Here is a 19486-nt window from a genome sequence, read left to right on the forward strand (position 1 = left end):
TCTGAGTATCTTCAATTCCCCCTGTAGCGCTTCGTCTTTCTGTAGAGCAAGGCAAACACCAGCAGTACACCTGTACAACCGAGCAGCCAGACGGAAAGCATCATCATCCCGATTGTTCTCCATGGGTCATCGAGCCCGAAAAACATCGTGATGATAACCAGCACAGTCAACAAGGCGCTGGCCGCAACAGGAATAAGTGTCCGGCCATGGAGTTCCGCATAGACGATGGCCAGCCCAAATGTCAGCAGATAGAGGAGCGTCAAGGTTGCGGTGTTGATCGATTTATCCAACATCGTCCCAAAATCCACCCCACCCGAAGTTTCCGGCATCTCGACTTCAAGCGGCGCCATGTCATCCCCTTCATAGGAAATCGTCTGTATCTCATAGACAGCCGGCTCGGACGGCCAGTCCTCCTGCACCAAAAATGCGAGGCGCTCTTCATTGTTGAAGAATGCCGGGGACATCACCGAAGCATCTTGGTTGGTCAATTGCTCCACCTCTTCCGTTTCAGTGTCCGTCAGAAACAGCTCATAGATGTAGGTGCCTTTATCCGACTCGCCTGCCTGGGCTGTATAGGCAAGTGAAGCGCCGTCAGACGACAGGGTCGGGACGCCGATGTAGCCAGGTCTTCCGATTCCCACATAGGGCTGTTCCTCTTTGGTCTTAAGGTCATATGAACGCATCGCCTCTCCCATGAAATGGAGCATCTCCCCATCCGCGGAAACATTCAATCCCCGCATATCGAATGCATCCTTATCCGTCAGTTTTTCATGGGCATCACCTTCTCTACTGACGCGGTGGAGATCCCGTCCGTTTTCCGTCGATTCAGGAGCCGCGAGCAGATCTTCTGAAGGCATTGCGATATAGTAGACTGTTTCTCCATCCGGTGACATGGCAGCCTCAAAGACGTGAGTCTCAGTGCTTGTCAGCTGGATGGGGTCGCCACCTATCTCTGGCAGGAGATGAAGTGTCTGTATCCCCTCTTCCGAGCGGCTCAAGTACATCAACCCTTGACCATCCGGAGTGAACTGGGGTTGGGTCTGATCCGCCTCTTCTGTCAGCGCGATTTCTTCCGTCCCTCCGCCGATATCTCCTATATAGATGGATTCCCTGCCGTCATCATAGTAGGAGAAGGCCACCTGATCATCGTCCGGAGAAATATCAATCGATTCACCCAAACCCGTATGGTGTCTGTACGGGCTATCGTCTGTGGTCATACTGTACGTGACTGCTGCAACAAACAGGATGAAGCCGATGATGATGGCCGTCATCAAACTCCTTTCTTTATTGATGCTACCCCTCCTTTAGATGTGACACTAGTTCAATCACTGTGACTGTCACTCCCCCATCACTTGCCTGTAGTGATCGGGATCCGTAGCCCCTTCTGTATTGATGACTAAGACGTTGGAAACTGCATCCAGCCCGAGTTTCTGCCGTGCTTGTGGGTATCCGCCTTCTGTCATCAGCGCGTGCAGCGCGCCGAGTGTGACGGCTCCGGAGGCACCCGAAACGACAGGTTCATCTGAACCGACCGGCCTGCCATAGAGCCGCATACCCCGCTCACTCGTTCCGTCCTCACAGCGGATGAACGCGTCCGCTGACGCTTTCAGCATCTCAAAGCCCTGGGTACTCGGCGCCCCGCAGGCCAGGCCGGCCATCACAGTATTTAAGCTTCCTGTGACTTGTTGCGCTTTACCGGAAGTGTCCTTCATCGATTGATGGAAACAATCCGCCGCTTCTGCCTCCACCACGATGATCCGCGGGCCGTTACCGTCCATTCTGCTGATTACCGCGGCGGTCATCGCAGCAGCGAACGACCCCACTCCAGCCTGCAGAAATACATGCGTGATGTCATTGAAGGATGTGTCCCCCAATTGTGCATGGACTTCAGACATGAGGGTCGTGTACCCTTCCATGATCATCAGCGGAATCTCGTCATACCCTGGCCAAGCTGTATCCTGCAGCAGCACCCAACCATGCTCTTCTGCCAAGTTGGCCGTCTCCTTCACCGTGTCATCATAATTGAGTGTAGTGGCAGTCGCTTCCGCCCCGAGTTGCCGCACTGCTTCAAGACGGTGTTCGGCCGCCCCTTCAGGCATGAAGACTTTCGCCTTTTGGCCAAGCAGGCTGGCCGCCCACGCCACCCCTTTGCCGTGGTTGCCATCTGTTGCAGTCGCGAATGTCACGCCGGGATGCGTTTTAAGCCGCTCCAGCAATTCATTGTAATCATCGAAATCCAAGCCTTCATATCGTCTGAAATATTCCGCCATGACATAGATGCCACCCAGCCCCTTGAACGCATTCAACCCGAAGCGTTCCGATTCATCCTTGGCATAGATGTTCGCGACGCCGAGCTGTTGTGCCAAACCATCAAGATGAACCAGCGGTGTAGCCGCATACTCCGGCACACTCTGGTGGAATCTTGCCGACCGCTCCATCACCCCCTGTGTGAAGTGCGCGAGCAGATCAGTTTGTCCCCCTTCTTCCTTAAACCGATTTAAGACCATATCCATAGATGCTTCCCCCTTACAATCATCGTCCATCGATTTAGAGTTCTTGCTTCGACTTTTCCATCTTCGCTTCTTTACGCTTCTTCCTTTTCTCCCTTATGCTGACAAGGAAATAGAGCGGCAGCATGCCAACTACAAATGCCACAATGACAATGGTCCGGTTTTTCGGCCCCACCCAATCGAAGACGTAGAGGCCGAGGAACAGCAGTATCACTACAGCGATCAGAAATAATTTTTTATACATTGTACGCCACCTGTCCCCAATCTTTTAATATCTCCTGCATCTGCCGGCGTGCATGTGCCCCTTCACGGATCGGGTACTGCGGGAAGACATGGTTCATCTTTGGATATTCGTAGTATGAATACGGTGCACCGGCCGCTTCAAGCATACCGGCAAATTTCCGGGCGTCCGGCAGGCACACTTCATGCTCGCCGACGAACAGGTGGATCTTCGGCAGGCCCTCTAGGCTGCCATATATCGGCGACACTTTGTAGTAGGTTGGATCTGCGTTCCCCGCCCAGATGCGGCCGATGACCTTCAGGTTGTCGGGCTTTAACATCGGGTCGAGCGCCGCGTATTTCTTCATTTCGGGATGGGTCATGGTGACGTCGAGCCAGGGTGATATGAGGATCAATCCGTGCGGCTTGGGCAACTGCATTGACGCGAGCCACTGGGCGAATCCTAAAGCCAATCCGCCACCGGCCGAATCACCCATAAGCACGGGCACCTCCGGGTCTTCATCCAGCAGCTCACGGTACAGCTGATCCACCGCGTCATACGCATCATCATAAGTGAATTCCGGAGTTTTCGGGTAGATCGGCACGATGAATTCAAGTCCCGTATCCTCCACCATCCGATCTAGGAACATCCAATGGAAGAGCGATGGTTGATGGATGTAGCCGCCGCCGTGGAGATAAAGTACCCGCCTGCTGCCATGCTTCTGCCGCGGCTGCATGCGGTAGACCTTCATGCCGGCCTGCTGCGAGATGTCGATTTCCGACCGTAGTATACCTTCTGGTATTTTATGTTCCTTGCGGTTCTCCTTGAAGTTATCGGCAAGCATCTTTTCATCCACATCTTCGAGATCGAAGTTGACGAAGCGGATGATATCTTCGGCAAGCTTGCTGCCGATGCTCCTCTCTTCTACCAGAAGCGCCCGTACCGAATACGATAAAACCCCGACGCCCGCCAGTACGGCTGAGGCTTTGAGGACATCTTTCATGCAATCATCCCTTTCGTTTTGAAGTGCCCTCTGAAGAGGAGCGGCCCTTGATTTATATTACAGATGGAAACGCCGGCCGAGCTGGGTCATGAGGGCGCGGGTGGCGAATGCAAATATCACCGTGAACGTCGTAACGCCGAAAAGCAGCGCGACGACACTCGGCCACATGACGGTTGCCACCCCAGCCAGGTAGAGGATTCCCGGTACAAAGCCAAGCGCAATCATCATCAGCAGGAAGCTGACATAGCCGCTCCATCTCAGACGCACACGCAACATGAAGATCGACATCAATAGGATGCCGCCGATGATCAGAAACGGCACGACATAGTTGACGGACCACTGGACGGAGCCGGACATCGCGTCGATCACCAGCAACAGTATCGTCAGGCTGACCACCTGCGCGGTGATCTTACCGCCGATATGGGAAGCCGAGAGTATCGTATGGCTGAGCGACACCAGCATATAGAATACGGCCACGGCGACATAGAACACCCACAAGTACTGCGGCATGACGATGATGTTGACGGCCAGTGAGGCAATCACTGCCAACACCCCGAGGAAAATGGCGATTCTGGTGATGCGCGCTTTCATGCGCTGTTCCTCCCGGTTGTAATCCGGATACCATGTTTCGCTGGTATGTACGTCGATGCCAGTGGGTGCGTCGCACAGCGGACATTCCGCCTGGCCCACCCAGACACCGCAATTCGGACATTCCGTCATATCTCATCCCCCCAGTCATTCGAGTAGACGGTGATGTCCTGCCCGGTCTTCTCCTTAAGCAGCATAAAGAATGTGCGGATGATCTCCTGTTCTATAATCGAGCGTGAAAATGTTATCGTGAGCCGGTCGTTCAACGTACCGATCCCACAGTTGATCGGACTCTTCCGGGTCGGATACAGCACCACTTCCATGCGGTCGACATGCGGTTTCATCGCATCAGGCAGCTTGATGTTGCCAAGGTTCGACAAAGTCATCGTCTTGAGCCGTTCGCCGAATTGATTGAAGCCAAAACGCATGATCGGGTATTTGAGCAGGACCGGCATGGCCCGGGTCAGGAGGTTACTCTGCAGTGAGACGAAGCGGTTGATGCCGGCCTGCAGATTCTCTTTATCGGTCTTATCGGCAAGCTGGGTCGATACTTCCTTAATGAGACTATCAAACTGCATATAGCCATCCATCGAGACATCGATGTTCGCGACATAGAAGAAATTGCGCAATGTTGTGGATGGAAAATGCCGCCTGAGGCTTACTGGCACCGCTATCGCGATCCGTTCCTCACGCCTGTCGCCTGCTTTCTTTTCGTCGTGGATCGCCTGGATCAATACGCTGAGCAGAAACCCTGTGAGCGAAGTTCCTTGTGCTTTGGCGAAAGCATTCACTCGGCCAGCATCCATCACGCCGTGGATGACATTGATGCCCGGCGGGTCAATCGGCACGCCTTTAATCTGATAGCTTGGCTTCAACCGCGGGCCCGTGCGCTTGATGTTGCGGGACGTGGCAAAGCGTTCGAAACTGTCTTCCATCTCCTCCGGCCGCGGCGGGTCTTCCGGCACCAGGATATCATTCCCAACCGGGTCTTCCATGCCGCGCAGCATCAGATATTGGTAGACGAGCGTCTTCAAAAATTCCACCGCACCCCCGCCATCGGTCACGGAGTGGAAGATTTCCACAGAGATGCGCCGGTCGAAATAAAGCACCCGGATGAGATAGGCGTTGTTTTCCTTCGCATCGATCGGCGCACATGGATGCGCCGCTTCCCGCTTGACGCTGAGCAGCTCATCATTATGTTCCATGAAGTCCCAGAACAGCCCTTTACGCACGCGCACCTTCAGTGTCGGGAAACGCACTGCGACGATATCCAGCGCCTCCTGCAGCGTATCTTTATCTATCTTTTCTTTCAGGATCATCGCCACCCGGAATACCGCGGAGTTCGTCGCATCCGATACCGCATGGAATATCTTCCCTGTATTATCTATCTTGTACCACTCATCCATGCGACCGTCTCCTTCCGATTGATCTTCTTGCTCTTATTTACGTCCGATCAGTATTTCAAGGTCGAGCGTCACCGTCCGCGCCTGTGTGATGAAATCATCCAGTTCACCCGGCGCCTGGTTCCAGGCCAGCGGGGACATCCCGGAAAGATGCCGCAGGGCCGCTTCATCGAGCGGTACGCTTTTTGTGATGTGCATGCGCTCAGAAGGCCCGTACTGCGCCTCGAACAATGCCACCGTATCCGCGTTGTCGTACTGCGCCTTATCCGTCCCCTTATAGAGTGCCTCACGCAGTTCCTTTAAATAGCCCGCACCCGGCACGACTTTGATAATGCACCCGCCTGGCGCCAAGACGCGGTTGAAGGCGTCGTAGCGCGCCGGCGATAGTATATTCAAGATGACGTCGCTCTTGGCATCGGCTATCGGCAGATCCGCCAGATCTCCCACCAGCCACAGCTGCTCTGGATAATGCTTCGCTGCCATCATGATGCCTTCTTTCGCAATATCGACACCCACACCGACCGCATCCTCCCTATCGATGTCCGCCATGATCCTGGCAAGGTGGGAACCTTCACCGCTGCCGGCATCCAACACCTTCAAACTTGACTCCCCCGTCACCTGGCCCACCGTTTCGGCAATCGCTGTATGCAGTGCCAAATAGAAGCCACTTTCCGTGATAAAGGCGTGCCGGTCTTCAAACAACGCCTTGTCATACTGGGTCTTGACCGGCTTGTTCAGCATATTGACATAGCCTTGTTTGGCGAAATCGAATGCATGTGCATTACGGCACACGAGTGAAGCCTGCTCCCTCACATGCATATCTGCCCCACATACTGGACAGCGGAATATGTCCGCATGCCTCGCTGCGAGCTGCGCGCTTTTTTCTTTCTTCTTCATACTACGGCCTCCCGCTTCATTGTGTTAGTTTTATAGTAGACGAGCCGCCCGCCTTGTGCAAATGAATGTCACTTCAAGTCACATCATTTGTAATCACGCGGGCGCTTATTTAATGTTTAAGTATGACAGACCAGATTCAAATCAACGGAGGTACGGATACTATGACACGATATGATTATGATGTAGCGTTCATCGGCAGCGGGCATGCCGCATGGCACGCTGCAATGGCGCTCGTCCAGGCGGACATGAAAGTTGCCATCATCGAGGAGGACACCATCGCCGGCACATGCACGAACTTCGGCTGCAACCCGAAGATCCTGCTCGAAGGACCATTTGAAGTGCTTGAAGAACTCGGACACTATAAAGGCATCCTCAGCCAAGACACTACAGTCGACTGGCCCTCATTGATGGACTACAAGAAAAAAGTCATCCCACCGATGTCAGAAGGCCTCAGGCAGATGTTCGAACAGCAGGGCATCGACATCCACATGAATCATGGCACCCTGCAGGATGCCCACACCATCGCAGTCGGTGAAGAGACGTTCACGTCCGATAAAATCATCATCGCAACCGGCCAGCACAGCAACGCACTCGACATACCGGGCAAAGAATACACCAGCAACAGCCGTGACTTCATGGATATGGAGTCCATGCCGGAACACATCACATTCATCGGGGGTGGCTTCATCACGGCAGAATTCGCCTCCATCGCCATCAAGACGGGGGCGGAAGTCCATATCATCACCCATTCCGATGAAATGCTCCGTGGCTTCAACCGCAAGCATGTCGGCATGCTCACCAAAAAACTCGAGTCGGAAGGCGTCCATTTCCACTACAATGAAGATACTGCCGAAATCTCGAAGGATGGCGGGCGCTATACATTGCGTACCGAATCCGGTATGACACTATCCACCGACTGCATCATCGATGCCACCGGACGCGTACCGAACGTCGCCGGGCTCGGTCTTGAGAATGCCGGAGTCAGATATACGAAAAACGGCATCCAGACAGACGGCTACCTGCGTACCGCACAACCGAACATCTACGCAAGCGGCGATGTGCTGGACAAGACGATTCCAAAACTCACGCCGACCGCCACATTCGAGTCGGAATACATTGCCGCGCATATCACCGGCATGAATACGGAACCGCTCAAATACCCGGCCATCCCGAATGTACTCTATACACTGCCGCGCCTTGCCACAATCGGCACGACAGTTGCCGAAGCGGAGGAAGATGACGCCCTCACCGTTAAAACGGTCGAGTTCGGCAAACGGCTGTTGTTTGAGTACAAGAACGAAACCGATGCCCAGATGGATATCATCATCGACCAGGACAAACGTCTGGTCGGCGCTGAAATATACGGCAATGATGCAGCTGACTTGGTCAACGTCCTCACTTTCGCAGTCAACCAGAAAGTGACGGCGCAGGACCTCTCTGCCATGATTTTCGCCTTCCCAAGCCCTTCAAGCGGCGTCATCGATATGCTCAAATTCGAATTGTTGTAGCGTACTACCGAAGCGGATGAATGTCATCCGCTTCTTTTTTATGCCGTCAACGTCCTGCCATTCCGCCGAGTTTCTTCATCTGCCGGTCCAGCACCTGCTTGATGATTGGCTTCACCCCTTTAAGCATAAACGCATACTTACGCTTTCCGGGATCGAATGTGCTCGTCACGTGCACATTCGTCGTGCGTGCAGCAGCTGGCTCCAAATTGAAGGTTGAAACAATCACACCCTGCTTGAGCACGGTCTTCACTTCAACATGCTGGTTCTTTTCATATTCCGTAATCTCAGACCGGAAGCGGTATGTACGGTTCAGCACCTTCAACTTTGTGATGAAGCGGGCGCCGACTCCCCGTTCTGCCTCAGTCAGATAGTCGTTGCCTTCAAAGATCGGGCTCCACGACTTCAATTCCTCATCATCATTGACTATGGTGAACAATTCCTCCGGTGTGCCCGACATCTCTTCTTCAAAATGATACAGTTCCATAAGATTCTGCCTCCCTCTTTTCCCCAATCATACCATTTTTGCGCCCATGACCTGGCACAGCGTGCACATCATTAACGCTCGATTTACATGCGTGATAAAATGGGGGCTGTATTAAATAAACAGAGGAAATGCGAGGGATAGACAGATGAAGACATTGACAGATACATTCAAATTGCACAACGGCACCGAGATTCCGGGCGTCGGCTTCGGCACATGGCAGACACCAGACGGGGAAACTGCGGTCAACGCCGTCAAGAAGGCGATCGAATCCGGCTACCGCCACATCGATACGGCAGCTGCATATAAAAATGAAGGCAGCGTCGGCCAGGCAATCAGGGAATCCGGGGTGGACCGTAAAGATCTGTTCATCACCAGCAAGCTATGGAATTCCGAACGGGGCTATGAGACGACGAAAGCCGCTTTCGACAGCACTCTGAAAGCACTCGGTACGGATTACCTTGACCTCTACCTCATCCACTGGCCAGCAAACAAGAAACAGTCTGACGACTGGGAAACCATTAACCTCGATACGTGGAAAGCGATGACCGAGCTCTATAAAGAAGGCAAGATCAAAGCCATCGGCGTCTCCAACTTCATGCCACACCACCTGGAAGCGCTCGTCAACACGGAAATCAAACCAATGGTCAACCAGATCGAATATCATCCAGGGTACACGCAGGATGATACCGTCGCCTACTGCAAGCAGCACGACATTCTGGTCGAAGCATGGAGCCCGATCGGATCCGGCCGCCTGCTTGAAAACGAAGACCTCAAAAAAATCGCCGGGAAATATGATAAATCCGTAGCACAACTGTGCATCCGATATGTCATGCAGAACGGCATCCTGCCACTGCCGAAATCCGTAACCCCTTCACGCATCGAAGAAAACACACATCTCTTCGACTTTGAAATCAGTGAAGCAGACATGGATCAGATGGACGGAATGGACACCGTCGGATTCTCCGGCATGACACCGGATGAAATGGACCTCTAAACTTCTGAAGCATCATGATGTAAGGTGCTGGCACCTTGCAGATAACTCATTGAACCTCCTTTCCAGATGGAATGGGGGTTCATTTTTATACTTCAATGACTACTGATTATTTTGTTGCGTGAGCCGATCTCTCACCAAGCTATAACAGAAACCCTTCAGGCATCCCGTCTGACGGTTCCAATATAAAAGTGTGGAAGCCAGTTATATTGGCCCTTCCGGACACTTTCGCAATGACCGCTTCGTACTCGCCCACTTCCATTTCAGTGGTCACCTCTCCTTTGAAAATCCCGCCGGTGATGCTCCGGTTCATGAACGTGTCCCCTGCCCCGATGGTTGAATCATTAAAGAGTTGGGCGGCTTTCGCACTCGTGCCCGTACCGCACGGGGACCGGTCGATCTGTCTATCTGCAAAGATTGTGATGTTCTGCCATGTGCCTTCTTTCGACTCTTCCGAAAAGATGACGCCATAGATGCCATTCAAGCCTGCTTCAAGTGGGTGTCGGATGGTGTATTGCTTCTCGACCGCCGCTTTGATCATGGCGCCCCACTCCTTGAATTCAGCCAGATGTTCATGTTTTTGTGGCAAATTCAGAAGTCGATTGTTAAGAAACACATAAAACGCGCCGCCAAAAACCACATCGGCGTTCAGCTGCTTCCCCTCAACATCCAGAGTGATATCTTCCAGATAGACGAATGAAGGGACGTTTTCAAATGTAACCAAAAGTTCTTCATCCACGTCATATTGCGCATGGGCAATGACTTTTCCTGCCGGGCTGTCTATCACAAACCTTCTCTTATCGGAATTGTCCCCGAAGGCGCCCGTCTCGATCATCACAGTGACGACCGCAATAATGCCGTGCCCGCACATCGTGCTCCATCCCTCGTTATGCATGAATAGCACGCCGAAATCGGAATCTTCCTGTGCCGGGGGTGTAATGATGCAGCCGTACATCCCTTCATGCCCCCTTGGTTCATTCATCAAAAACTTTCGGATACCGTCAAGATTTTCCATGCAGTAGGCACGGCGTTCCAGCTGTGTCTCTCCTTTAATGGTTGGCAACCCGCTCATGATGATCCGAAGCGGTTCTCCTGCCACATGCATGTCGATGGTATTGATCATTTTTTTGTAATTCACTTCATTCCCTCCCTTTTCTTGTTTTAGAATATAAAGAAATTTCCGTGCCATAATTTTCCGGTTAGACGCATTGCCTGCTTTTCGATATACTGGAAAGAACCAAAATTTTGGAGGACTACTACTATGACCATCGATTATACATCCAGAAAAGATGCACTGATTTCCAATCTTAAAGAGCAGGCGGTTGATGCTGCACTCATCACCGATCCGTCAAACATCTATTATATGACCGGCTTCTTTGCCGACCCCCACGAGCGCTACATGTCGCTCTTCATCGATGTAGAAAGTAAAGAGACACACCTTTTCCTTCCGGCACTCGATAAGGATGCAGCGGAAGTTGCGGATGCCGACCACATCATCCCGATTTCCGATGAGGAAGATCCATTCGCCCTCATAAAAGCCACCATCAAAAGTGACGTGAAGACAATGGGAATCGAGACGAATGTCGTCACTGTCGCCCATCACAATGGACTGAAAAGTGTCTTCCCCGAAGCACGCTTCACCGATATCCAGGAAGCACTGAATCTGCAGCGGACATTCAAGAGCCGTGAGGATGTGGACGGCATGAAAGAAGCGGTGCGCATCATTGAAACCGTGCTCAAAGAAGGCCTCAAGACCATCAAGGCCGGCATGACCGAAGCCCAGCTTGTCGCCCAATTCGAATACTTGATGAAAGTCCATGGCGCCGCCGGCCCATCATTCTCCACCATGGTCCTGGCCGGCGAAAAGGCCGCACTGCCGCACGGTACCCCGGGTGACAGAACGCTCGAAAACGGTGATTTCCTGCTCATCGATTTCGGTGTCATCACCCATGACCGCTACTGCTCGGACATCACACGCACCTTCATCATCGGTGAAGCGACCGACAAACAGAATGATATCTACAATATCGTCAAAGCTGCCACAGAAGCCGGTGTCGACGCCGTCAAAGCTGGCGTACCACTCAAGGAATTCGACATCGCAGCGCGCAGCGTCATCGAGTCCCACGGCTACGGCGAATACTTCAATAACCGCGTTGGACACGGCCTCGGCATCGAAGTCCATGAAGCGCCGTCCATCCATCACTTGAACGAAGATGTCGCTAAACCCGGCATGCTGTTCACCATCGAGCCTGGCATCTACATCCCCGGCTATGGCGGTGTCCGCATAGAGGAAGAAGTGTACATCAACGAAGCCGGAGAAGCGGAAGTCCTCACCACTTTCCCGACGGAATTGCAGACGATAAAAATCTAATGCTATCTCAACAAATAAATAACTGACTGCCCCTGTCCGATATATTTTAATATCGGACAGTTTTTTATCTACTCCACCATTAATCCATTAGTGTGAAGACGATCAGCATCCATTATTAAGTAGTTTATGTAATCACTTTAAATAATCTGAATTTTAAAATATAATGGAGCGATAGAACATTTTACATGCATTCTGATACTAGTATGAACAAAAGGAGTGGAAATTGATGAGTGGATTAGGTGGATTGAACAAATCACCAAATGGTGTGGGAATCGGGCTTGTACAGCTACAGTTGCCTGTAACCGAAACTAAAGAGGACTTGAAAGCACAGACGGAAAAGGTATGTGAGATGGTGCGTAAGGCGAAGCGGTTCACCGCCCCAACTGATATCGTCGTCTTCCCGGAATACATGCTGCACGGTTTGTCCATGAGCATGGACGACGCGATCATGTGCGATATTGACGGCCCGGAAGTCCAGGCGTTTAAGGATGTCTGCAAGGAAAACGAAATATGGGGCTGCTTCTCCATCATGGAATATAACCCCAACGGCAATCCCTACAACACAGGATTGATCATCGACGATAAAGGCGAGATCAAACTGAATTTCCGCAAACTGCACCCATGGGTGCCTGTAGAACCATGGGAACCAGGTGACCTCGGCCTGCCTGTATGCGAAGGGCCGAACAGTTCCACACTCGGTCTGGCAATATGCCATGACGGCATGTTCCCTGAAGTCACCCGCGAACTTGCCTATAAAGGCGCCGACATCATACTTAGAACGGCTGGCTATACTGCACCCATCCACCATTCGTGGCGCATCACCAACCAATCCAACGCCTTCTGCAACTTGGCCTACACCGCTTCAGTCGCCATGTGCGGCAGTGATGGAACGAACGATTCCATGGGCGAAGGCATGATCGTCAACTTCGACGGCGTGCCGATGGTCGAAGGCAGCAACCGCCCTGATGAGATCATCACCGGCGAAGTCAGGCCGGACCTGGTCCGTGAAGCGCGGACGCATTGGGCTTTGGAAAATAATATGTATCAGTTGGGCCACCGCGGTTATGTTGCGGTCGAAGGTGGCGTCACCGACGCGCCCTACACTTATATGACGGACCTTCAAAACGGTACTTACAGATTGCCTTGGGAAGACGACATCGTCCATACAGATGGTCAGGATTATGGGTTCCCTGCACCAAGGAAGAAGTAGGTTTCAATACAACACCATCAACGGCACAACAAAACCACTGGTCCATTTAGACCAGCGGTTCTTTTCTCGGTAATTTGATTCACCACTTCTTTATAAGCAATGATTATTCCGCCCTCTTCTTCCCGAAATAAAGGAGACCAGCAAGCAACCCGATCAGCAGCATGGCTGAAGCAAATATAAGGAAAGGGATCGGGCCGAACTGGAAGATGAGCGGTGCGGATAGCGCAGTGACGAGCCCACCGCCAAGGAATGGTTCAAAGACCAGCTGCTTGTAGCCAAAACCTTCAAGGGCAGGCGATTCCGTCTCGGGGTCGGCCACACGGACCAGCATCAGGCCGGTGGCTGTCACCCCGGTCGACTGACCAAAGTCACCGATGGCTCGCTCCAGCCAATAGTCCGGCAGCATCCTTGGACCGAATACAAAGAATCCGAAGACATTCCATACGATGCCGAATAACGCCAGCAACAGAAATGGCACCAGATACTCACCCAGCACAGCCAAGGAAACAGTCGCAATCGCACTGGTGATGAGGATATCAAGGGCAAATCCTTGTATAGTTGTAATCATCTGTCTATCTACAAGACGGGCTGTATCGTATTTGTCCACGAAGAATTGAACAGCCAATCCCCCGAACATCGCCAGCGGGAACAGCGGGACATATGTCATAAAGTTCGAGCCGAATGAGGCAGCTTCCAGCCATTTAAGGCCTTCAAGAAGAAGGTAACCGATAAAGATGGCAAGGCCCACTATCGCAAAATGAAATGTAAGTGTTTCAATAGATTCGGCGCGTACCGTCTTTTCAGGACCGGAACCACGATCTTCCTCCTCAACGATACCTGCTTTCTTCGTAGCTGACATTCCTTTTACATTACTGATGATTTCCGTCTTGTTCCAACGGACACCCCAGTTGATTAGGACAATACCGAAAATTACCCCACTCAGAATACCGACGGTGGCCATCCCGACAGCGAGGTCATAGGCTTCAGGGAACCCGAGTTCTGCGAAAGTCTCCTGTAGGCCGGCCGCTGTACCGTGGCCGCCCTCAAAGCCGATTTCAACAAGCGCACCGACAAACGGCGGCAAATCATAAAACGGCACTAATATGAGAATTGTCAGCAGCAGACCAATGACATACTGACCCCAACCCAAGGTCCAGCCGAATGCCAGTTGTGGCCCACCGACATTCCATATTCTCTTAACATTGGGTAAAACTGTGCCGATGAACAGCGTTGCAAACACGATATTAATCATAAGACCTGGAAGTGACGACCAGACTTCCATAATTTCTTCAGTTAATATCCCGGTTGTCCAGAACGAATCCTCCCCGACAAAATTTCCAGCGATCCGCCCCAGTACTCCTGGTCCTAAAAACAGTGCGACGAACCCTCCAATGACGGACGCCGGGAGGAAAAGATTCTGCATCAATTCCACGCGCATCCGGATCCATTTTCCGATGAGGAGGAAAATCCCTAGACAAAGCAGCGCAAATCCGATATGTTCCGGACTCATATTTACACTCCTCCCAATAAACTAAAAAAAGTATAATCATCGCATATTACCTTTTGTAAACAATAGCTATTATTATCCTCCTCTTCCCGACAATGATATTATGGAAACGTGAAACCAATGACAAAATGGATGGGTATATGAGTAATAATCGGTACAACCGCAAAATCGACCCTGAAAATTTCGAGGAGGCTTTCCTAGAGGAAAACCCGACGTCCATATATGACCAGTGCATTGCGGACTTCAAACTCATCATCGTCCTCGACCTGCTCGAGAAGATGGTGCATGGCTACAACCAGGAGGATCGAGCAGTAAGCTGGAGCCCGTCTCCTCCTCGAGGAGCACCAGCATCATTTGTGGCGCGATCAGATTGATAAGAGCGCTGAGCGTCTATTTCGATTCGGCAGCCCACTCACCCCGGAGTTTCTGAGAAAAGTGTTCAAGTTTTTGAAAGGAGAAGTTGATATGGAGACCATATACTTAGCCGGCGGATGCCTATGGGGCGTCCAGGCTTTCATCAAGACCCTGCCAGGCGTCAAAGCGACAGAGGCCGGGCGGGCCAACGGCACGAGCGACACACTCGAAGGCGCCTATGACGGCTACGCCGAGTGCGTGAAGACAGAATTTGATCCAGCAGTCATCTCCGTCGATCGATTGATGCGCCACCTGTTCGAGGTCATCGACCCGTACAGTGTGGACCGTCAGGGGGAAGATGTCGGCAGAAAATACCGGACCGGATTATATAGCGAAGATCCAGTGCATCTGGAAGCAGCGAACGCCTTCATAAAGCAGAGGGAGGATCACGCGAAAATCGCCGTCGAAGTCCTCCCCCTCACCAACTATGTAAGAAGTAGAGAGGAGCATCAGGACCGTCTGGATAGATGCCCCGATGACTATTGCCATATCCCGAAGGAATTATTGATGAAGTACCGATGAGCGCCACTGTCATTACTAGTGGAGCCCTGCCCCTCCTCCCCATTGCACTGGATTCCCGAAGGTAATAGTGTTATAATACAATTAACAAATAGGATGCTGTACATGAAACACCGAACCCCCAATCTATGCCAGTAGATTGGGGGTTTTATTTGGTGTATTGACTGCGTCATCTGGTCAGTCATCACGATTCTCGAGCCAATAGGCGAACAACGTGAGGGCTACACCTGTCATGACAGGTGCAACCAAAACTTCAAATAGGGTGCTGTACATGACTTCACCTCCTTCCATGCTGCCACAGCACGGAAGTGGACCAGATGACTGCCATCATTTTATCATAGATACACCCTTTCCTTATTGATGCCGGATACTATCCAATCTACAATTTTAAGCCTTCCCCTCTTCAGTCCGGTACACGATATCCGCCGTCCTTTCCACAAAATACTTATCATGCAAAGTCAGGATGACTGTCCCTTCATAGGCTTCGACGAATGACTCCAATGCTTCACTCGTGTCATTAACGTTCGAGTCGTATGATATGAGAAATGATGATGCCATATAAAAACCCCTTCAGATACTTTTCTGAAGGGGCCTTTAAATATAAATATATAGTGTTTTAATCTCCAATATTCTTATTTAGTTTTGACCTGATTCATTCCGGTGGACTGGGTGGATTATACCCGTCATATGGTGCACCACTTCCTGATCCTTCAAGCTCCGGTGCATCTGTTTCATATAGTTCCATGCTCGATCCCCCACCATTTTGTTCAATCAGGCTCGTGTCTTTCTCTGGATGCTCTTCGAGGATCTCTAATTGATCACGGTATAAATAATCGATTTCTTTCAATCCATCCAGAGGTTCAGGGTTATAGAAACGCAGAAGATCTTTCATCAGAACTTCGTCGGAATGGCTTAATTCTTCTCTCGCATTATCTCTATAGCGATAAAGCTCTTCCAATTCTTCTTCGGTTAATTGATCCTGCAGCGCCTCCCCTGTCTCTGTATCATAGATATCCTCTCCTAAGAAAGTATATTCCGGCGTCACCACACGTCCATCTCTGAGTGGGACGGTATTATCGTGTTCTTCTGATAAAATATCCTGTCCCATAAATAGATAGCCATCTGTTTTCATGCCGAGTAGATGCATTAAGGTTGGAAGCATGTCCACCTGACCACTGTATGTGTCGAACACTTCACCATTTTCAACGCCGGGGACATGCATAATGAACGGCACTCTTTGCATTTGAGTATCATGGTATTGATTCCACTCCTGCGGATCTTCACCCACTAAAGGTGCCAATGCCGGGTTTCTCATCTCGGAAATACCATAATGGTCACCATACATGACGATGATCGAATCCTCATATAAGCCGCTTGACTTCAAGTAATTGAAAAATTCCTCCAAAGCCTGGTCAGCATAATGTGCTGTAACGAAATAATTGTTGATTGTGCCATCCTCGGTTTGGGCAGCTGGAAACTCCACATTTTCCTCGTCCAGTGGATAAGGGAAGTGATGAGAGACGGTAAGGAACTTGGAGTAGAATGGTTGAGGCAACTGTTCAAGATACTCCACCGAATCATGGAAAAATAATTTATCTTTCAAGCCATATTCCATTGATCTGTCTCCGGACACATCATAAAACTCGGAATCAAAGAAGAAGTCATAGCCGAAACTTTGGTAAGTATCCGTCCTGTTCCAAAAAGAGCCGACGTTTCCGTGAAAAGCAGCTGAGGTGTAGCCCCCATGCTGCGCTAGAATATTTGGCGCTGAATGGAATGTATTTGTGGATCCCAATGATTGAAACATACTGCCTTGAGGAAGACCATACAATGACAACTCCCCTAAAACTTCAGCGTCTGATGACTTGCCTTGGCCAGTCTGATGGAAAAAGTTCTCAAAACTATATGAGGCCTCATTGTCATATAGACTCGAAAGGAATGGCATGACTTCGTGAGTTTCACCATATTCATCTTCCAGCTCGTAATCAATTAAAAACTGCTGCACACTTTCCAATCCAATCATAATAACATTACGGCCCTCTGCCGCCCCAAAATATTCTGGGTTTGGCGCTGCATGATTTTCGGCCGAAAAGTTAAACACCTTCGCTAAATCTGACTCGTCGGCACTCACTCGCATTTGGCTTTTTTGCGATGCTTGGAAAACATCATAACCGGTAAAGAAATTCAAGCCTAAGTATTTAACGATATAATTCCTGTCAAAAGTGCGCGTTAATAATTGAGGGCGATCAATTTCCGCCAATATCAGGTTCCCTGCCAAAAGTAGGACACCCACTAATGTAACGAAGGCTTTAGTACGCCTCTTATATTCTTTCCTATCTTCAGCGAGCGGTGTCTCCTTTTTATAGAAGAATAGATAGCCAAACAACATGAGATCGACCCAATATAACACGTCCCAGACCCGCATCATTTCAAATGTGGAAGTGAATAAGGCGCCGGTCACATTGTTGGTGCCCGATACGATGTTAAACGTCAGAAAGTCAGCGAATTCCCTGTAATATAGTATGTTCGCATATAATAATATGGACATGAACAGTAATATTGTGAACATTGCCCATTTCCTTAACACAGGATTGTTGAAAAATAGTGCGATGGACAACAATATGACGCCCGTCGCAATCGGGTTGATGAACAAAATGATGTGTTCGAATATACCGGATACGCCCAGACTGAATTCAATCCAGTAAGCCATGTATGTTTTCAACCAGAATAGAAAAAGGAATAGGATGAAATATCCATAGCGTCTATTCAATAACTCTTTTATGTTTGACATGTTTTCACTTCCTCATTCTCTACCTTGTCCCTTAACCTCCAATGAATCATAAAGGTTCTATACAGATGATCCATAGCGAATTAAGATAGAGTAGAATATAAGATTATCCCGCAAATAACGTCGAGGGGGTGATGACGGGCACTAAATAAAGTTGAAACGCTTTAATATCAAGAGTTGCGATAACTTAACGCCAATATATGGACAGTTACTTCATCCACTTCAACGAAGCATTATCCCTTATGTAGAGTCTCTATAGATGATTTCATTCGTTTCGCTAAAATATCAGAATTTTACAAATATTGAACAGACTTTATCAATACTCTTTATTATATAACAAAATGTGGTTTTTAAGCAAAACTTACCTGTTTACCAACAGCGATTTCTACGAGTCAGTCGCTTGGCACGACAATAATAAATTAGCGCGACTGGTGCATGGAATACTGTGAAATGGATTGATAGATAAAGGAAAGGGGTATTTTCAGACAGAAGCGGTAAAAGGATAGTAATCAGTATATGGAGGGATGAAGATGAAACGTGCTGAAGCTATTGAAGTCATTCCGATAAAGTTAGAAGACGATGGCAAGATACCCAACCACCCCACCTTTCCCCTGTTGATCTATAAGAGCGTATTTGAAGATGGTGATGACATTCCCGCCACACTTAACTCCAATGATTGGTCCGGGGAGTGGCTCGGGTCCGTCCACCCTTTCCACCACTACCACAGCAACACCCATGAAGTGCTTGCGGTCAAAGAAGGTTCTGCCACACTGCAGTTGGGCGGTGCGCAAGGTGAAACGATTGAAGCGGAGAAAGGCGACGTCATCATCCTGCCAGCCGGCTATGGCCATAAAAGAATCAAAGCAAGTGATGACTATGCCAACTACGGCGCCTATCCGGGCGGTGCCGATTTTGATATGTGCTACGGTAAACAGGAAGAAAGGCCTGAAACAATCAACAATATCGCACACGTCCCACTCCCCGATGACGATCCCGTATTCGGCCAGGACGGTCCACTCTTTGACCATTGGATACGATGATGCCGATTTGAAAATAGAAGGCATATAAGTTTA

The 19486-nt window shown here is 50.2% G+C and carries 20 protein-coding genes; 7 read left to right on the top strand and 13 right to left on the bottom strand.

Going from position 1 to position 19486, the window contains the following annotated elements:
* Positions 1–11: 11 nt before the first annotated feature.
* From ABD734_RS04150 to ABD734_RS04180, 7 genes are all read right to left on the bottom strand, one after another.
* Complete coding sequence (locus ABD734_RS04150; protein WP_344701698.1) at positions 12–1271, bottom strand: TolB-like translocation protein; 1260 nt, start codon at positions 1269–1271, stop codon at positions 12–14.
* A 66-nt stretch (positions 1272–1337) separates the two neighbouring features.
* A complete protein-coding gene (locus ABD734_RS04155) occupies positions 1338–2513 on the bottom strand; it encodes a diaminopropionate ammonia-lyase (protein WP_344701700.1) in 1176 nt (391 codons plus the stop codon).
* Positions 2514–2547: 34 nt separating this feature from the next.
* Positions 2548–2754 carry a hypothetical protein gene (locus tag ABD734_RS04160; RefSeq protein WP_344701701.1) on the bottom strand — a complete coding sequence of 69 codons (207 nt, stop codon included), beginning with the start codon at positions 2752–2754 and terminating at the stop codon, positions 2548–2550.
* Positions 2747–3733 (bottom strand): alpha/beta hydrolase, encoded by a 987-nt coding sequence (locus ABD734_RS04165; protein ID WP_344701702.1) that lies wholly within the window; start codon positions 3731–3733, stop codon positions 2747–2749. Before ABD734_RS04165 ends, ABD734_RS04160 begins: the two co-directional genes overlap by 8 nt.
* Before the next feature lie 57 nt (positions 3734–3790).
* Positions 3791–4453 (bottom strand): DUF6320 domain-containing protein, encoded by a 663-nt coding sequence (locus ABD734_RS04170; protein ID WP_344701703.1) that lies wholly within the window; start codon positions 4451–4453, stop codon positions 3791–3793.
* Positions 4450–5727, bottom strand: a complete 1278-nt coding sequence (locus ABD734_RS04175) for a condensation domain-containing protein (RefSeq protein WP_344701705.1) — start codon at positions 5725–5727, stop codon at positions 4450–4452. Before ABD734_RS04175 ends, ABD734_RS04170 begins: the two co-directional genes overlap by 4 nt.
* Before the next feature lie 33 nt (positions 5728–5760).
* Positions 5761–6621 (bottom strand): putative RNA methyltransferase, encoded by an 861-nt coding sequence (locus tag ABD734_RS04180; RefSeq protein ID WP_344701707.1) that lies wholly within the window; start codon positions 6619–6621, stop codon positions 5761–5763.
* A 161-nt stretch (positions 6622–6782) separates the two neighbouring features.
* Between ABD734_RS04180 and ABD734_RS04185 the strand changes: the two genes are divergently transcribed.
* Positions 6783–8129 (top strand): dihydrolipoyl dehydrogenase family protein, encoded by a 1347-nt coding sequence (locus ABD734_RS04185; protein ID WP_344701709.1) that lies wholly within the window; start codon positions 6783–6785, stop codon positions 8127–8129.
* A gap of 46 nt (positions 8130–8175) precedes the next feature.
* Here ABD734_RS04185 and ABD734_RS04190 read toward each other — a convergent pair whose 3' ends face one another.
* Positions 8176–8613, bottom strand: coding sequence for an SRPBCC family protein (locus ABD734_RS04190; protein ID WP_344701711.1), 438 nt, complete (start codon positions 8611–8613; stop codon positions 8176–8178).
* A 145-nt stretch (positions 8614–8758) separates the two neighbouring features.
* On the opposite strand from ABD734_RS04190, the gene ABD734_RS04195 reads away from it, so the two are divergent.
* Positions 8759–9607 carry an aldo/keto reductase gene (locus ABD734_RS04195; protein WP_344701713.1) on the top strand — a complete coding sequence of 283 codons (849 nt, stop codon included), beginning with the start codon at positions 8759–8761 and terminating at the stop codon, positions 9605–9607.
* Positions 9608–9746: 139 nt separating this feature from the next.
* Here ABD734_RS04195 and ABD734_RS04200 read toward each other — a convergent pair whose 3' ends face one another.
* A complete protein-coding gene (locus tag ABD734_RS04200; RefSeq protein ID WP_344701715.1) occupies positions 9747–10742 on the bottom strand; it encodes a proline racemase family protein in 996 nt (331 codons plus the stop codon).
* A 123-nt stretch (positions 10743–10865) separates the two neighbouring features.
* On the opposite strand from ABD734_RS04200, the gene ABD734_RS04205 reads away from it, so the two are divergent.
* The gene (locus tag ABD734_RS04205; RefSeq protein WP_344701717.1) at positions 10866–11975 is read left to right on the top strand and encodes a M24 family metallopeptidase; all 1110 of its coding nucleotides are present in this window, start codon (positions 10866–10868) and stop codon (positions 11973–11975) included.
* A gap of 226 nt (positions 11976–12201) precedes the next feature.
* Positions 12202–13185 (top strand): formamidase, encoded by a 984-nt coding sequence (locus tag ABD734_RS04210; protein WP_344701719.1) that lies wholly within the window; start codon positions 12202–12204, stop codon positions 13183–13185.
* Positions 13186–13288: 103 nt separating this feature from the next.
* On the opposite strand, the gene ABD734_RS04215 is transcribed toward ABD734_RS04210, so the two are convergent.
* A complete protein-coding gene (locus ABD734_RS04215) occupies positions 13289–14695 on the bottom strand; it encodes a sodium/glutamate symporter (RefSeq protein ID WP_344701721.1) in 1407 nt (468 codons plus the stop codon).
* A 137-nt stretch (positions 14696–14832) separates the two neighbouring features.
* Here ABD734_RS04215 and ABD734_RS04220 point away from each other — a divergent pair, with 137 nt between their 5' ends.
* Positions 14833–15066: a hypothetical protein gene (locus ABD734_RS04220; RefSeq protein ID WP_344701723.1), complete on the top strand. Its 234-nt coding sequence runs from the start codon at positions 14833–14835 to the stop codon at positions 15064–15066.
* A 91-nt stretch (positions 15067–15157) separates the two neighbouring features.
* A complete protein-coding gene (locus ABD734_RS04225; protein ID WP_344701724.1) occupies positions 15158–15628 on the top strand; it encodes a peptide-methionine (S)-S-oxide reductase in 471 nt (156 codons plus the stop codon).
* Positions 15629–15802: 174 nt separating this feature from the next.
* On the opposite strand, the gene ABD734_RS04230 is transcribed toward ABD734_RS04225, so the two are convergent.
* The 3 genes from ABD734_RS04230 to ABD734_RS04240 all read right to left on the bottom strand — a co-directional run bounded on the left by ABD734_RS04230 (position 15803) and on the right by ABD734_RS04240 (position 18416).
* The gene (locus ABD734_RS04230; RefSeq protein ID WP_344701726.1) at positions 15803–15898 is read right to left on the bottom strand and encodes a type I toxin-antitoxin system Fst family toxin; all 96 of its coding nucleotides are present in this window, start codon (positions 15896–15898) and stop codon (positions 15803–15805) included.
* Positions 15899–16012: 114 nt separating this feature from the next.
* Positions 16013–16183 carry a hypothetical protein gene (locus tag ABD734_RS04235; RefSeq protein ID WP_344701728.1) on the bottom strand — a complete coding sequence of 57 codons (171 nt, stop codon included), beginning with the start codon at positions 16181–16183 and terminating at the stop codon, positions 16013–16015.
* 94 nt (positions 16184–16277) lie between these two features.
* Complete coding sequence (locus ABD734_RS04240) at positions 16278–18416, bottom strand: LTA synthase family protein (protein ID WP_344701730.1); 2139 nt, start codon at positions 18414–18416, stop codon at positions 16278–16280.
* Between the two features lie 527 nt (positions 18417–18943).
* On the opposite strand from ABD734_RS04240, the gene ABD734_RS04245 reads away from it, so the two are divergent.
* On the top strand, positions 18944–19453 hold the full coding sequence (locus ABD734_RS04245) for a cupin domain-containing protein (RefSeq protein WP_344701731.1): 510 nt from the start codon (positions 18944–18946) through the stop codon (positions 19451–19453).
* Positions 19454–19486 lie beyond the last annotated feature (33 nt).

The sequence above is a fragment of the Salinicoccus jeotgali genome (genome assembly GCF_039538805.1).
Lineage (GTDB): Bacteria > Bacillota > Bacilli > Staphylococcales > Salinicoccaceae > Salinicoccus > Salinicoccus jeotgali.